Raw genomic sequence first — 11,832 nt, 5'->3', positions numbered from 1 at the left:
GCCCCCGGGCCCCCGCTCCTCAAGCGCCGGAGGGGCTTGATTTTCGCCGGGGTAAGTCCCTGCAGGCGGTCCCGCAGGGAATCCGCACGGCGGCGGGCGTCCCTCACCGACAGGGGCAGCGGGTCCCAGCCGGCCAGGCGGCCCAGGGCCACCACCGGGGGGTGCACCGGCGAGATCGCCATGATGTCGGCCGGTGCGCCCATCACCGGGCGGGCGCCGCGTTCGGCCAGGAGCACGACCCGGTCCGCGTACTGCACGACCCGCTCAAGCCGGTGCTCGGCCATCAGGACCGTCGTGCCGAGATCGTGGACCAGGCGCTGGAGGACCGCCAGGACCTCTTCCGCCGCACCCGGATCCAGCGCCGACGTCGGCTCGTCGAGTACCAGGACGCGGGGGTGAGTGGTCAGGACCGAGCCGATCGCGACACGCTGCTGCTGGCCGCCGGAGAGCGTCGCGATGGGGCGTTCGCGCAGGTCGGCGAGGCCCAGCAGGTCGAGGGTCTCCTCGACGCGGCGGCGCATCGTGTCCGGGGGGAGGCCGAGCGACTCCATGCCGTACGCGAGCTCGTCCTCGACGGTGTCGGTGACGAAGTGCGAGAGCGGGTCCTGGCCCACCGTGCCGACCACGTCGGCGAGTTCGCGGGGCTTGTGGGTGCGGGTGTCGCGGCCCGCGACGGTCACCCGGCCCGTGAGCGTGCCGCCCGTGAAGTGCGGGACGAGGCCGCAGACCGCGTTGAGCAGTGTCGATTTGCCGACACCGGAAGGGCCGACCAGGAGCGCGAGCTCGCCCTCGGGAACGGTGAGATCGACCCCGGCGAGTGCGGGGGCTTCCGCACCGTCGTAGGTGACCGACACGTTCTCGAAGCGGATCACTGGGCGGGCTCCTTCGTAGGGAGAGTCGGCGCGGGCGCCGCGAAGGCCGGGAGCAGCCCCACCAGGATCGCCGCCGCGGGCCAGAGCGGCAGCTGCGGGGCGGCGAGCGGCAGGGTGGAGGGGTTGAGCGCGAGGGCCTCGGTGGAGGAGAAGCGGATCATCAGGGCGGCGACCGCGATGCCCGACCCGGCCACCAGCCAGGAGCGCGGCCCCCAGTGGTCGGGGCGGTAGCGGGTACGGACCGCACGCCGGCCGCCGAGCCAGAGGCCGCCCATGGCGAGGGCGACGCCGATCAGCAGGAGCGGCAGCCCGTACACGCCGCCGGCCGCCGCGAGGAGTCCGTACGTACCCGCGCAGACCCCGAGGAGGCCGGCGAGGGTGAGGGCCGCGGTCGTCCGGCGTACCGCTGCGGGCACGTCCGCCTGCCGCCCGTAACCGCGCGCGTCCATCGCGGCGGCCAGCGCGACCGACCGCTCCAGCGCGCCCTCCAGGACCGGAAGGCCCACCTGGAGCAGGGCCTTCACGCCGGTGTCGGGACGTCCGCGCAGCCGCCGGGCCGCGCGCAGCCTGGTCACGTCGGCGACGAGATTCGGGGCGAACGTCATCGCGACGACGACGGCGACCCCCGCCTCGTACAGCGCCCCCGGAAGCGACTTGAGGAGCCGCGCCGGATTGGCCAGGGCGTTGGCCGCGCCCACGCAGATGAGGAGCGCGGCCAGCTTCAGGGCTTGGTAGACGGAGGCCAGGAGCCCTTCGGCGGTGACTTTCCCGCCCAGCTGAATGCCCTGGAACCAGTCGGGGAGGGGCACTTGGGGAAGCGTGAAGAGGACATGCGTGCCCGGGACCGGGGAGCCGAGCACGACGGTGAATACGACCCGGATCCCGAGGACGAGCAGCGCGAGCTTGAGGAAGACGCTGTACGAGCGCGCCCACGGGGCGTCCGTCCGGCGCGCCGCCACCACATAGCCGCTGACCGCGACCAGCAGGAGCAGCAGCAGCGGATTGGTCGTGCGCGAGGCGGCGGTCGCCAGGCCCAGCGCCCACAGCCACCAGGCCCCGGCGTGCAGGGCGTTGGAGCGGGTGGCCGCGGGGGCGCGCAGCGGCCCTGGCCGGGAAGCAGTCATCAGTGGCGGCGTCGGCGTGCTTGCCAGACGGCGGCCGCACCGATGACCAGTACGGCGGCGAGACCGCCGATGAGACCGGCGGAGGGGCCGGAGCCGGTGTCCTTGGCGGCGGCGGGCTTCGAGATGGTGTTCGCCGTCATCTTCCCGCCCGTGGAGATCTGCTCGGCGCAGCCCGCCTTCGGGTAGCCGCCGATCGCGCAGAGCAGCGCGTTGGCGTCGTACCGCAGCGGCGGCGCGGCGACCGCGAGCGCGTCGGCGGTGGTCGCGTCCTCGGAGACCTGTGCGCAGGCGGTACGGGGAGCGGGCGGTGTCTCGCCGCCGGGTGCGTCGGCCGCCGTACCGGAATCGATGACCAGGGCGACGCGCTTGGCGCCCGCCTTGGCCGGGGTCTTCGCGCAGATGGCGTCGAAGTCGGCTGCTCCGCGCGGCTGTACGGCGTTGGCGGAGTCCTCGCTGACCGCGAACCGGAAGCCCACGACGTCGCCGTCGGAGGGGTGAGCGGTGGACGGGCCCTGGGTCGCGTACGTCCAGGAGCCGCCCGTACGGTCCCAGAACGACCAGTAGCGGTAGCCGGCCGCCTGCGCGCTCCCCGCGCCCAGCACCGCCAGAGCGGCGCCGAGCGCGAGGACGAGGGCGACGAGACGGGTGCGCACCGGGATCAGGCCTGGTTCTTGCGGCCGCGCGCGCTCATCAGGAAGCCGATGCCGATACCGGCGACGAGGCCGATGCCGACGATCCACCAGACGCTGAAGCCGGAGCCGTCGCTGTCCTTCTTGGAGTCGGAGGATGCGGCGGCGGTCTGCGGGGCGGGCCCGGTCGCGTTGAGCTGCTCCACGAGGTTGGCGCCGCCGAAGTCCCTCGGGTCGGAGCCGGTCGCGTGCGCGGCGAAGATCAACTGGGCGTAGGCGGCGGGGCCCTGCTGGGCGGCCCAGGTGGCGCTGTTCTTCTTCAGCCAGGCCAGGGGCGACTGGAGCTGCCCGGAGAGACCGTCGGCGGCGAGCGCGGTGACGGCGTCCGCGGTGTTGCCGTAGTCGGGCAGCTTCTCCGAGCCTGGCATCGCGGACTTCAGGTAACCGGCCTTGCTGAGCTGGCCCGCAAGGTACGCGGCGCCGTTGTGCGCGGCGCCCGCGGGGTCCGTGGCCTTCTCACAGCCGGTGCCCTGGGGGTCCTTGTCGCCCGTGGACGGGTTGAGCTGCTTGCCGAGCGCGCCGAGGACCGCACCGGTGGTCGCCTTGGCGTTGGCGTACAGCTTCCCCGACTTGTCGGGCTGGTACGCGAAGGCTCCCGCGCCCGTGGCGTCGTCGCAGGGGACGGAGAGCGAGACGAGCACGTCCTTCGCCTTGTCCGTGGTCTCCCCCTTCTCGCCCGCTGCGGCGAGCGCGCCGATCACGACGGCGGTGGAGTTGGCGTCGCTGGGACCGCCGGGGTTGTAGGACCAGCCGCCGTCCTTGCCCGCGACGGACTTCAGCCAGTCGACGCTCTTCTTCACCGTGTCGTCGTGGCCGCCGAGGGCGGTCAGCGCCTGGACGGCGGCAGCGGTGGCGTTGGTGTCGAGCATCGTCTTGGCGTCGCAGGCCTTGGCCGGGTCGGCGCGGAAGGAGGCGAAGCCGCCGCTCGCGCACTGCTGGCCGGTCAGCCAGTCGACGGCCTTCGCGGCGGGCGTGACCTTGGCCGTGTCCTGGGCGAGGAGGGCGAGGGACTGGCGCCAGACGCCGTCGTAGGCCGGGTCGGTCTTCCCGTACAGACCCGAGGGGATGACCACCTTGGGCGAGGCGGAGGCGGACGGTGACGCGTCGTCGGCGAAGGCGGCCGGGGCTGCGGCCGTGCAGAGCACGGCGGTGGCTGCGGCGAGCGCTGCGGCGCTGCGGCGAACGGTCATGACGGGCGGGGCCTCTCCTGCGGGGAAGCCGGGGCACGGGCCCACTGAGGCACCGGGGCTCCGGCTCCGCTTACCTCGACGGTGCCGGCCACCGGGGGTCCCGGTGACGCGAGCCGCTCACGGTCGCGTACAGGGCATTCCGACTTGCCACTGGTGGTCACGTGGTTCACGGCTGCGGGCCAGTGCCGGATTTGCACCGGCTTTCCCCTGTACGGGTGTGATGACGACGGGCTCACTCTACCGGCCCGTATTCGGGGCGGCGCGGGGGCGGTAGGGGCGCCTCTACAGGTCCTCGGGAAGGAGCCGGAAGGCGGCGTGCCCGGTCAGGGGCTGGATGATCCGGAAATCCTTGTCGGTCGTGAACAGGGCATCGGTGCGGTACGCCTTGGCGAGTGCGACGTTCATCGCGTCGGTCAGCCCGATGCCTTTGCCGCCGCGTGCGTCGGTGTAGCCCTCGGCGACGGCGATCGCAGTGGAGAGGTGCGGGGCGATGTCCGCGACAGTGAAGCGGTTCAAGTCGGCCTGGCTCTTGATGAAGCGGGCGAAGCCGAGAGTGGTTTTCGGGTTCGCGCGGGTGGTGACGATGTGATCCAACTCGGCCAGTACGAGTGGAGAAACGACAAGGTGAGCCATCTGCGCGAAGGCACTCTTGTGCTCGGCGTGACCGGTCTCCCGGGGCGTCAGCAGACGGATCAGGGCGTTGGTGTCCGCGATGACGACGGGGTGCGTCACTGGCCCATTCCCTGCAGGATCTCGTCCATGTCCTCGTTGGTCATCGGCTCGCCGAGATCGAACTCCGGCAGCTCGATGTCACCGATCGCCGTGGTCGGGTACGGGGGCACCTCGGTGTGGTCCATGGGGACGATGCGTGCGACGGGGCGGCCGTTGCGGGTCACGGTGATTTCTTCGCCCTGCTCCACGCGGTCGAGCAGTGTGGAGGACTGCTGGTTGAGTTCGCGTGCCGTGGCTTCCATGTATTACAGCGTACTACAGGGGTGGGTGGCGGGTCGGGCAGGCGATGCGTCACCCTGGACGGCACGCGAACCACACCGTCTTACCGCTGCCGTCCGGCCTCGGCTCCACGCCCCAGTCGTCGGTGACGGCGTCGACCAGAAGCAGCCCGCGGCCGCTCTCGGCGAGCCCGGGTCTACGCACCGGGCGGGGCAACTGCGGACAGGTGTCGGTGACCTCGACCCGCACGCCGTCGCCTTGGCGCAGGATGAGCGTCGAGCAGCGGCGACCGGGGACGTGCCGTACGGCGTTGGCGATCAGCTCGGTCAGCGCCAGCTCGGCAGCGTCGGCCGGCTCCGGCAGCCCCCAGTCGGTGAGATACAGCCGCAGGACGCGGCGCAGATGCCGGGCCGAGTGCTCACTGACGGCGAACTCCGCGCGGTAGCCCGGTCTCAAGATCCGCCACCTGCGGACCAGTCGTGTGATTCATGCCACCAGCGTGCGACGGATTGATTACGCTCAGCTATGGATCGAAACGAACCCCGCGAGGTGTTGGAGTCCGGAGGTGCCCGCCGTGGCACCGTCACGGGCGGCGCCACCTGGTACAAGTCCTCGTACAGCGGCACCAGCGGCGGCGACTGCATCGAGGTCTCCGACACCTGCCCCACCACCGTCCCGGTCCGCGACAGCAAGCGCCCCGACGGCCCCGCCCTGGTCTTCAGCGCCGACGCCTGGCGCGCCTTCGTCGCCGACGTGTGCTGACGGCGGCGCTCGAGCGGTTCCACGCCGCCCACCCCTGGGACCACAACGCTCACTACCACCGCTGGATCATGCGCCAACTCCCCAGCCGCTTCGGCCGAGCCCTGGACGCCGGATGCGGCAGCGGCGACCTGGCCCGACTCCTCGCGACACGTGCCACATCGGTGCAGGGTCTCGACGTGGACCCCACCATCGTTGCCCGCGCACGCGAGCTCACCGCACCAGCGCTTCCCGTAACTTTCACGGTCGCGGACGCCCTGACCGGCACACCGCCCGGCCCCTACGACGTCATCACATGCGTCGCCACCGTCCACCACCTCCCGTTTGCCGACGCTCTCGCGCATTTCCGCCGTCACCTGGCACCGGGCGGCACCCTGATAGTCGTCGGCCTCGCCCGCGCGCAGACTCGCAGCGACTACCTCCTCGACGTGGTCGCCATCCCGCTGAATGTCGCCATGGCCTGGATCAAGAACAGGGGACGCAAGGCGCCGCGTCCGGTCGCGATGACCGCCCCGGTCAAAGCAGCGACGATGACCTTGCCTGAAATCGTCCGTGACGCCCGCCGGGAGCTGCCCGGTGCCCGCCTGCGCCGTCGCGTTTTCTGGCGCTACACGCTGGTCTGGTGCAGCGACAGTTGAAGCACGGCTACACGAATCACACCGTCACTGACGGAACCGTCGTGGTGAAGACCTACGCAGGCCCTGACGCCGAGCTCAGACTCGACCGCGAGCACAGATTGCTGACCCGGCTACGGGGGCAATTGCCGGTGCCCCCGGTGCATGCGGCGGACGCCGGCACGCTCACGCTCGGCTTCTTGGCCGGTGTGCCAGGACAGGACCTGCTGGGTGCCGGTCACGCGGCGGAAGTGCTGCGGGCATGCGGAGAGCTGCTGTCCCGTATCCATGGGGTCGATGCACCGCATGAGTCCGGAACGGTGCTCGTACACGGCGACTTCGGCCCCCACAACGTGCTGCTCGACCCCGTCACCTTCGAGATCACGGCAGTGGTCGACTGGGAGTTCGCGCACTCCGGGGACCCGGTCCAAGACCTGGCGTGGTGCGAGTGGATCGTACGGATGCACCACTCCGAACACCGCACGGCGCTCGGCCACTTCTTCCGCGCCTACGCGAGGGACGTGCCCGCCTGGCCGCAACGCAAGGCCGCCATGCTCGCCAGATGCGAGGCGCTGCGGCAGTTCTGCCACCGCTGGGAGCTGGACGGTCCGGGGGTGCGGCAGTGGCGGGATCGTGCGGCTGCGACAGCAGCGTGGGTGGAGTAGGTCAACTAGCACGGGTGGTCGCCTGGTTCGCCTGTGTCGGCCGCGAGCGCGCGCCTACCGCGATTCCGTCCTGGGTTGCACCCCACCCGTACGAGCTGGACTCCGTCCGGTCAGGGCGTGATCGAGACGGTGAGGAGGGCCGGATGGGCCACTCCAGCGGCACGCAACGCATCGACCAGGACTTCGGTCACCCATGCTGCGATGTCCGGGGACCATTCAGGTGCGACACAGCGGAACGCCATGGCCTCTTGCATATCGCTGCGCTGGAGTTCCCCGGCCAGCCCCTGTTGTGCGAACTGGCCTGGCGACACCCTCTCCAGCGTCATGCGCCCGAAGGTACGCGCCAGTGCGAGAGCGCGAATCTCAGCGGTCCGCCCGTGCAGGCCCGAAGTTTCTCTCGCCGACAGCGTCACCATCAGGCCCATCGAGGAGGCCGGATCGGCGAGCGCGAACCACGCTGCGTCCCCCGCGAGGTCGAAACGGCTGTCGGGTGCGAGGTGGAGGGGGACGAGTGCGTGCAGGCCGGTGAAGCGGAAGGCTCCCATGCGATGGAGGGCATCACTCAGGACGGTCACTGCCGGCAAGACCGGTAGGTGCTGCGCGTTCAGGTCCTCGGCAACGGACACCTGAAGCCAGGCGCGTTGCCGCACACCGCCGTCCGGCGTCAAGTCGCCGCCCGCGTCGTTGTGACTCCAGCGCTGGCCGCCCAGTTCCGCCCCGGCGCCGAAGCGGGTGGAGCTCCATCCGTAGGCGGCCGCCCGTTTCACTGCAAGGCTGAAGACGTCCTCGTCGAGGTCGTGTTCGGCACTGACGCGCTCGATCCATGGATGCTGCTCGAAGGTTCCGTGTATGCCAAGAATCAGAGTCGGGTCCTGCGGTCGGGTGCCGTCCACTGCGGTCCTCCTAGAGTCCTGCGCCGCATTTGAGGGAGGTGGCTGGCGTGGTCAGCTTGTCCGGAGAGTCGTTGACTCCGATGACGTCCACGTCAACGATGCTGCGCCAGATCGTGTCGGCATCTCCTACGCAGAACTTGCGTGCGGTGGCCCGACCCTGGCTTCCGCCGCTTGGCTTGACCGTCTTGACGTCCTTGGCCACCGTATGCCAATGACCTTTACTGTCCTTCGCCTGGAGCCAGATGGTGACCTTGGCCTTGATGCCGGGGCCTGAACCGTTGATCCACCAACCGTGGGCGGATGCGGTCGGCGTCTTCGCTTTGGAGACATGAACCCGGTCTCCGGCGGTCTGGAAGTCGCCGATGGAGTCAGCCATCACACTCTGAGGTGCGGGGGATCCGGTGTCGGCCTGCGCCGGGGACAGGGGCGTCCCTGCGATGAAGCCTGCCAAGGCGACTGAGAGAACAACGGACCTGCGCATTCGGATCCTCCGCGAGAGATGTGGGTGGGGATTCACACCAGCCAAGATCATCCCCCCTGCCCGTGTACACATCCGTCTTCCATGGGCAGGCCACCTACGTCGAGTGCCCGCAACAGTCCGACTACGTTGAGCGCATGACAAGCCTCCGTCATCCGCAACTGTCGGGATTGGGACGGAACTCAGCCGCACCTTAGGCTGTCCTGGTACGCCTGGCCGCACACGAGGCTGGCCGACACGGCATGGCGCAGCGTCGCGGGCGGCTGGAGGACGCCGTTGTCGAGGCGTTGCTGATGCATGGTGACGGCGACACCTGGGTGGGCCTCCACGAGGACCGGGTCTCCCGGAGATGTGCCGAAGGATTGCCGAGCATTCCGATCCGGCGATCCGTGATGCGTACGCCGATTTCGTCCGCGACATGGTGGACCTCAAGGTGCCCATGAGTATGGACGCCTTAGAGGAAGCCTACGGCCGGCCTCGGACCGCACTCGTCGGCGCACCGAGTCCAGGCCTGCGCGCCGCCGTCGCGCGGGCCTGGCACGACCGGCCGCTCGCCGTGCGAGTAGGACTACTCGCCGACGCGGATCCGCAGGTCCGTGCAGCCGCTACCGAGCGCGGGTTTTTGGGTGCCCCGGCCGAGTGGAGGGACCGTTGTCCTGCTGACCCTGCTGTGCACGTCAATGTGGCGCGCTACTGGACGTCGATCGGGCCGTTGTCCTTGCCCTCGCCCGAGCGCTGCCCGCCCAGGTAGCGCTGGATCTCGGCGCCCTTGGCGTTGCCGTCCGGGGTGCCCAGGTTCTTGCGGACCGAGTCGAGGATCGTCAGACCCTGGCCGACCAGGCCGGCCGCGATCTCGCCCAGGCCGTCCGCGCCGTTGAGGACGTTGACGTTGGCGCCCTGGAGGCCGACCGAGGCCTCCTTGACGATCTGCGGGAGCTGGTCGATCAGCATCCGGTCCAGGGCGACGCGGTCGTACGAAGCCGCCGCCTCCGCCTGGATCTTCATCCGCTCCGCCTCGGCCACCGCGAGGACCCGGATCCGCTCGGCCTCCGCTTCGGCCGGCTTCACGATCTCCGCGACCAGCTGCTGCTGGCGCAACAGGGCGGCGCGCTCCGCCAGTTCGGTCTGCGCGGCGAGCACCTCCTGCTGGGCGTGCGCCTGCGCGAGGGGGCCCGCCTGGGCGGCCTCGGCCTGGGCGCGGTCGACCTCGGCGCTGTACTGGGCCTGCACGATGGAGGTCTGCCGGGCGTACTCCGCCTGGTTACGGGCCGCCACCTGCTGCGCCTCGGAGGAGGCCTGCGTGGCCTGCGCCTGGGCGATCTGGGCCTGGCGCTGGATGGCCGCCTTGTGCGGGGCGGACATCGCGTCGATGTAGCCGGTGTCGCCGTCGTCGATCGACTGGATCTGGAGGGAATCGACCGTGAGGCCGATCTTCCCCATCTCCGCCTTTGACGTGTCCAGTACCTCGACGGCGAGCTTCTGGCGCTCGGTGACGATCTCCTCGACCGTCATCGAGCCGATGATCGAGCGCAGATGACCGGAGAAGATCCGCCCGGTCAGGATCGACATCTGGTCCTGGTCGGAGAGGAAGCGCTGACCGGCATTGACGATCGACTCCCTGTCGTTGCCGACCTTGAACGCGATCACGGCACGCACCGTGAGGGCGATCCCCTGCTTGGTCACACAGGTCTCGGAGACCTCCGCCTCGCACATGGAAAGCGTGAGGAAGCGGGTCTTGCGGAAGACGGGCATGACGAACTTTCCGTGCCCCGTCACCACCCGGAACGGCGCACCTTCGAGGCCCCGCTTGCCGCCAGAGATCAGCATCGCCTCGTCGGGCGCGGGAACGCGGTAACCGAACATCCTTAAGTCTCCTTAGCTGGCGTCGCCGGCGGGGTCGGTCAACGCGTCCAACTCGTCGAGTGGATTGGTCCACGGGACGACATTGACCTGGCGCGTCCCGTGGGACTCGACCACGAGAACGTCCGCCCCGGTCGGCAAGGGCTCCTCGGACCAGGCGAGGAAGGCCTCGGTGCCGCCTCTGACGCACACCACGACCTCGCCCGGACCCGCGGTTCCGCGAGTGCCGACGACCAGCTTCCCCGTACAGCCGATCACAGCCTCGTCCGGCCCCATATGTGGCCGCCCCCTCGTCGTTCCGGTCTTGAGAATGCCGACCATACGCCTCCTGTGACCTGCGGCCCATCCATGAGCACGAAGCCTGAGGAAAGCTTGAGGCGCGGCCCTTCACCGGGTTGGGCCCACCCCCGTGGCAAGGCGTCCGATCATGGGTCGCAGGAAGCCGAGGGTGAGTTCGGCACGGCGCGCCGGCCAGTCCCCGGCGGTGACGGGCGGAGCGCCGTAACGCCGTCGGCGGATGTCGTCGACCACCTCGGCCGGTGCGCCCATGTCGGCCAGTACGCCGAGCGCCTCGCCCTTGGTGATCAGCCGGCCGTCCTCAAGGGTGACGGCGGCCCGCGCCGCGGTCACCATGCCGTGGTCGACCCAGATGTCCCTGAGGTACCACTCGGGACGGTCCAGTGACGGCAGCCAGAAACCGGCCTGGTCGGCGACGACGAAAGCGGCGAGCTGCTCGTCGGGCACGGGCGGCAACAGCCCCGCGGGCTCGGGTCCGTACCGTACGAGCCCGAACCGCAGCAGCTCCCGGCGGGCCACCGGGGTCACTGGACGGTGCATCAACTCCTGCTGGGCATAGGCGAGCTGAGGCTCGGCCGGGTCGTCGAGGGCGCCGAGCGGCAGATACGCGCAGTGCAGCAGGGGCGCGTCGAGCGCTTCGTGCAGCCGCTGGATCACTTCTGCGAGGGCGTCGGCTTCGCCCGGTGGCACGTCGATGACCGCGACCAGGTCCAGGTCGCTGATCCCCGGACGGTAGTCGCCGGCGGCCAGCGACCCGTGCACCCACAGCGCCACCAGGGGAAGCGACTCGGTCGCGGCCGCCTGGAAGCGGTCGATGAGTTGACGGGCGGCTTCATCCATCGTTTCGTCCATCGCTTCATCCATCGGGCGAAGCTACAGCGCGATGTACGTCACGGGATCGCTGCCCTGGACCGCCTCCGCATGCCCCAGCTTCACCAGCCTGCGCAGATGCGCCTCGGCCTCCGAGACGGCGATGTTCCGTGAGCCGTACGGGATGTCCGCCCAGGGCCGGTTCCACTCCATCCGCTCCGCCAGCTGCCAGGGCGTGAACGGGTCGGCGAGGAGGGTGCGCAGGTCGGTCAGGCGGTCCTCGTGGTGGTCGAGGAGTTCTTGTACGCGGCCGGGGGCGTCGGTGAAGGCGTGCTGGTGGGCGGGGAGCACCTCGGCCGGGGCGAGGCGGCCGATGCGCTCCAGCGAGTCGAGGTAGTCGCCCAGGGGGTCGATGACCGTGGCGGACTTCTTCTCGGCGGCGGGGTCCTCGTACAGGCCGATGTGCGGGGTGATGCCGGGGAGGAGGTGATCGCCGGAGAAGAGACGGCCGTTGCCCGGCTTCTGGGCGGGGTGTTCCTCCTCCAGGTGGAGGCAGACGTGGCCCGGGGTGTGGCCGGGGGTCCAGATCGCGCGCAGGCGGCGGCCCGCGAGGGGGGCGAGATGGTCCTC

16 protein-coding genes and 1 riboswitch are annotated in these 11,832 nt (G+C 70.4%); of the genes, 3 read left to right on the top strand and 13 right to left on the bottom strand.

Annotated elements, in window-relative coordinates:
* The 7 genes from J0695_RS12715 to J0695_RS12685 all read right to left on the bottom strand — a co-directional run.
* The coding region (locus tag J0695_RS12715; RefSeq protein WP_206962100.1) for an ABC transporter ATP-binding protein at positions 1-872 on the bottom strand (872 nt) is incomplete at its 3' end.
* Entirely contained in the window at positions 869-1,996 is a 1,128-nt protein-coding gene (locus tag J0695_RS12710) for a CbiQ family ECF transporter T component (RefSeq protein WP_206962099.1), read from the bottom strand. The genes J0695_RS12715 and J0695_RS12710, both read right to left, overlap by 4 nt.
* Complete coding sequence (locus tag J0695_RS12705; protein WP_206962098.1) at positions 1,996-2,649, bottom strand: EGFR-like transmembrane domain-containing protein; 654 nt, start codon at positions 2,647-2,649, stop codon at positions 1,996-1,998. Before J0695_RS12705 ends, J0695_RS12710 begins: the two co-directional genes overlap by 1 nt.
* Positions 2,650-2,654: 5 nt before the next feature.
* Complete coding sequence (locus tag J0695_RS12700; protein WP_206962097.1) at positions 2,655-3,875, bottom strand: SCO2321 family membrane protein; 1,221 nt, start codon at positions 3,873-3,875, stop codon at positions 2,655-2,657.
* Positions 3,876-4,007: 132 nt separating this feature from the next.
* Positions 4,008-4,082, bottom strand: a riboswitch (cobalamin riboswitch).
* Positions 4,083-4,157: 75 nt separating this feature from the next.
* Positions 4,158-4,607: a PIN domain-containing protein gene (locus J0695_RS12695; RefSeq protein WP_206962096.1), complete on the bottom strand. Its 450-nt coding sequence runs from the start codon at positions 4,605-4,607 to the stop codon at positions 4,158-4,160.
* Positions 4,604-4,849, bottom strand: coding sequence for a type II toxin-antitoxin system Phd/YefM family antitoxin (locus J0695_RS12690; RefSeq protein WP_206962095.1), 246 nt, complete (start codon positions 4,847-4,849; stop codon positions 4,604-4,606). Before J0695_RS12690 ends, J0695_RS12695 begins: the two co-directional genes overlap by 4 nt.
* 49 nt (positions 4,850-4,898) lie before the next feature.
* Entirely contained in the window at positions 4,899-5,282 is a 384-nt protein-coding gene (locus tag J0695_RS12685; RefSeq protein ID WP_242552565.1) for an ATP-binding protein, read from the bottom strand.
* Between the two features lie 69 nt (positions 5,283-5,351).
* On the opposite strand from J0695_RS12685, the gene J0695_RS12680 reads away from it, so the two are divergent.
* The 3 genes from J0695_RS12680 to J0695_RS12670 are packed head-to-tail and all read left to right on the top strand — an operon-like array spanning position 5,352 to position 6,864.
* Positions 5,352-5,588, top strand: coding sequence for a DUF397 domain-containing protein (locus J0695_RS12680; RefSeq protein ID WP_206962094.1), 237 nt, complete (start codon positions 5,352-5,354; stop codon positions 5,586-5,588).
* A complete protein-coding gene (locus J0695_RS12675) occupies positions 5,582-6,223 on the top strand; it encodes a class I SAM-dependent methyltransferase (protein WP_307798585.1) in 642 nt (213 codons plus the stop codon). Before J0695_RS12680 ends, J0695_RS12675 begins: the two co-directional genes overlap by 7 nt.
* Complete coding sequence (locus tag J0695_RS12670; RefSeq protein ID WP_206962093.1) at positions 6,208-6,864, top strand: phosphotransferase family protein; 657 nt, start codon at positions 6,208-6,210, stop codon at positions 6,862-6,864. The genes J0695_RS12675 and J0695_RS12670 overlap by 16 nt, the downstream gene beginning before the upstream one ends.
* Before the next feature lie 110 nt (positions 6,865-6,974).
* Here the strand turns inward: J0695_RS12670 and J0695_RS12665 are convergent, their stop codons facing one another.
* From J0695_RS12665 to J0695_RS12640, 6 genes are all read right to left on the bottom strand, one after another.
* Entirely contained in the window at positions 6,975-7,757 is a 783-nt protein-coding gene (locus J0695_RS12665; protein ID WP_206962092.1) for a hypothetical protein, read from the bottom strand.
* Positions 7,758-7,767: 10 nt separating this feature from the next.
* A complete protein-coding gene (locus J0695_RS12660) occupies positions 7,768-8,133 on the bottom strand; it encodes a hypothetical protein (protein ID WP_206962091.1) in 366 nt (121 codons plus the stop codon).
* A 792-nt stretch (positions 8,134-8,925) separates the two neighbouring features.
* Complete coding sequence (locus tag J0695_RS12655; RefSeq protein ID WP_206962090.1) at positions 8,926-10,098, bottom strand: flotillin family protein; 1,173 nt, start codon at positions 10,096-10,098, stop codon at positions 8,926-8,928.
* A gap of 12 nt (positions 10,099-10,110) precedes the next feature.
* Positions 10,111-10,371, bottom strand: coding sequence for an NfeD C-terminal domain-containing protein (locus J0695_RS12650; RefSeq protein ID WP_206962089.1), 261 nt, complete (start codon positions 10,369-10,371; stop codon positions 10,111-10,113).
* A gap of 111 nt (positions 10,372-10,482) precedes the next feature.
* Positions 10,483-11,244 carry a nucleotidyltransferase domain-containing protein gene (locus J0695_RS12645; RefSeq protein ID WP_242552564.1) on the bottom strand — a complete coding sequence of 254 codons (762 nt, stop codon included), beginning with the start codon at positions 11,242-11,244 and terminating at the stop codon, positions 10,483-10,485.
* A 21-nt stretch (positions 11,245-11,265) separates the two neighbouring features.
* Positions 11,266-11,832, bottom strand: a 567-nt coding sequence (locus tag J0695_RS12640; RefSeq protein WP_505383607.1) for an MBL fold metallo-hydrolase, incomplete at its 5' end; no start/stop codon positions are given.

Origin of the sequence: Streptomyces beijiangensis (assembly GCF_017315755.1) — a bacterium.
GTDB lineage: Bacteria > Actinomycetota > Actinomycetes > Streptomycetales > Streptomycetaceae > Streptomyces > Streptomyces beijiangensis.
The sequence above is the reverse complement of the archived record's forward strand: the minus strand, read 5'-3'. Positions and strand labels throughout refer to the sequence as shown.

Bases quoted from the DNA above. Each gene is read 5' to 3' on its own strand.
- J0695_RS12700 (WP_206962097.1), bottom strand. From the start codon at position 3,875: ATGACCGTTCGCCGCAGCGCCGCAGCGCTCGCCGCAGCCACCGCCGTG.
- J0695_RS12680 (WP_206962094.1), top strand. From the start codon at position 5,352: ATGGATCGAAACGAACCCCGCGAGGTGTTGGAGTCCGGAGGTGCCCGC.
- J0695_RS12655 (WP_206962090.1), bottom strand. From the start codon at position 10,098: ATGTTCGGTTACCGCGTTCCCGCGCCCGACGAGGCGATGCTGATCTCT.
- J0695_RS12645 (WP_242552564.1), bottom strand. From the start codon at position 11,244: ATGGACGAAACGATGGATGAAGCCGCCCGTCAACTCATCGACCGCTTC.
- J0695_RS12650 (WP_206962089.1), bottom strand. From the start codon at position 10,371: ATGGGGCCGGACGAGGCTGTGATCGGCTGTACGGGGAAGCTGGTCGTC.
- J0695_RS12660 (WP_206962091.1), bottom strand. From the start codon at position 8,133: ATGGCTGACTCCATCGGCGACTTCCAGACCGCCGGAGACCGGGTTCAT.
- J0695_RS12690 (WP_206962095.1), bottom strand. From the start codon at position 4,849: ATGGAAGCCACGGCACGCGAACTCAACCAGCAGTCCTCCACACTGCTC.
- J0695_RS12710 (WP_206962099.1), bottom strand. From the start codon at position 1,996: ATGACTGCTTCCCGGCCAGGGCCGCTGCGCGCCCCCGCGGCCACCCGC.